This window comes from Mycobacterium sp. E2479 (assembly GCF_001667925.1).
Taxonomy (GTDB): domain Bacteria; phylum Actinomycetota; class Actinomycetes; order Mycobacteriales; family Mycobacteriaceae; genus Mycobacterium.
This window is the reverse complement of record NZ_LZJR01000161.1, coordinates 1-1,425: the sequence shown is the minus strand read 5'-3', so window position 1 is coordinate 1,425 and position 1,425 is coordinate 1. Positions and strand designations below refer to the sequence as shown.

Here is a 1,425-nt window from a genome sequence, read left to right as displayed (position 1 = left end):
CCCACCCAGACCTACAGCTGCGCGTACTTCGAGCGTGAGGACATGACCCTCGAGGAGGCGCAGATCGCGAAGATCGATCTGGCGCTGGGAAAGCTCAAGCTCGAGCCTGGGATGACTCTGCTGGACATCGGTTGCGGTTGGGGCGGCGCGCTGAAGCGGGCTGTCGAGAAATATGACGTCAATGTCATCGGAATTACGCTGAGCCGCAACCAGTTCGAGTACAGCAAGAACAAGCTGGCCGGCCTGCCGACCAACCGCAACATCGAGGTGCGCCTGCAGGGCTGGGAAGAGTTCGAAGACAAAGTCGACCGGATTGTCTCCATCGGCGCCTTCGAAGCATTCAAGATGGAACGCTATTCCGCATTTTTTGAACGCGCCTACGACATCCTTCCCGATGATGGCCGGATGCTTTTGCATACGATCTTGATGTATCACTGGCAGGAATATCCCGCACTGGGCGTCACATTGACGATGAGCGATATTCGATTCGCGCGCTTCATCGGCCAGGAGATTTTCCCCGGGGGTCAGTTGCCGGCGCAGAAAGACATTTTCAAATTCGGCGAGGCCGCGGGCTTCTCGATCGAGCGGGTGCAGCTGCTGCAGGAGCATTACGCGCGGACCCTCAACATCTGGGCGGCGAATCTGGAAGCCAACAAGGAGAAGGCGATCGCTCTCCAGTCCCAGGAGATCTACGACAAGTACATGCACTATCTGACCGGGTGCGAGAACTTCTTCCGCAAGGGCATCAGCAACGTGGGGCAATTCACGTTGGTCAAGTAGCTCACAGCATTTCAGCGCACAACGGTGATCCGTTGGGGCTGAGTGCCTATGGTGAGCCGGTCACTTCTCCAACGTGAACTGGTTGACGTCGGTGTAGCCCTCCCGGAACAGCTTCGCGCAGCCGGTGAGGTACTTCATGTAGCGGTCGTAGACCTCCTGAGACTGGATGGCCAACGCCTGCTCGCGATTCGCCTCGAGCGCCTCGGCCCATAGATCCAGTGTCCTGGCGTAGTGCAACTGCAGCGACTGGACCCGGGTCAGGTCGAAGCCCGCCGTGACCCCGTATTCGCCGACGGTCTGCGGGGTCGGCAGCCAGCCGCCGGGAAAGATCTCGGCCAGGATGAATTGCGAGAACTGGACGATCTCGTGGGTCAGTTTCATGCCCCTGGCGCGGGCATCCCTGAACGACGGCCGAACGATGGTGTGCAGCAACATCACTCCGCCTGGCGGCAGCGCTTGGTAGGCCATCTTGAAGAAGCGGCCGTAGCGCTGGCGACCGAAGTGCTCAAACGCGCCGATCGACACGATCCGGTCCACCGGCTCGTGGAACTTTTCCCAGCCCTCCAGCAGCACCCGCCTGCTGCGGGTGGTGTCCATCTGATCGAACGACTTCTGCACGTGCTCGGCCTGGTTCTCCGAGAGCGT

Annotated in this window: 2 protein-coding genes; one reads left to right on the top strand and one right to left on the bottom strand. The window is 60.1% G+C overall.

Translation table 11 applies throughout. From position 1 onward, the window contains the following. On the top strand, positions 1–780 hold a 780-nt coding region (locus A5686_RS25160), incomplete at its 5' end, for a cyclopropane mycolic acid synthase family methyltransferase (protein WP_156750166.1). Between the two features lie 60 nt (positions 781–840). Here the strand turns inward: A5686_RS25160 and A5686_RS25155 are convergent. Then, the coding region (locus tag A5686_RS25155; protein ID WP_067929809.1) for a class I SAM-dependent methyltransferase at positions 841–1,425 on the bottom strand (585 nt) is incomplete at its 5' end.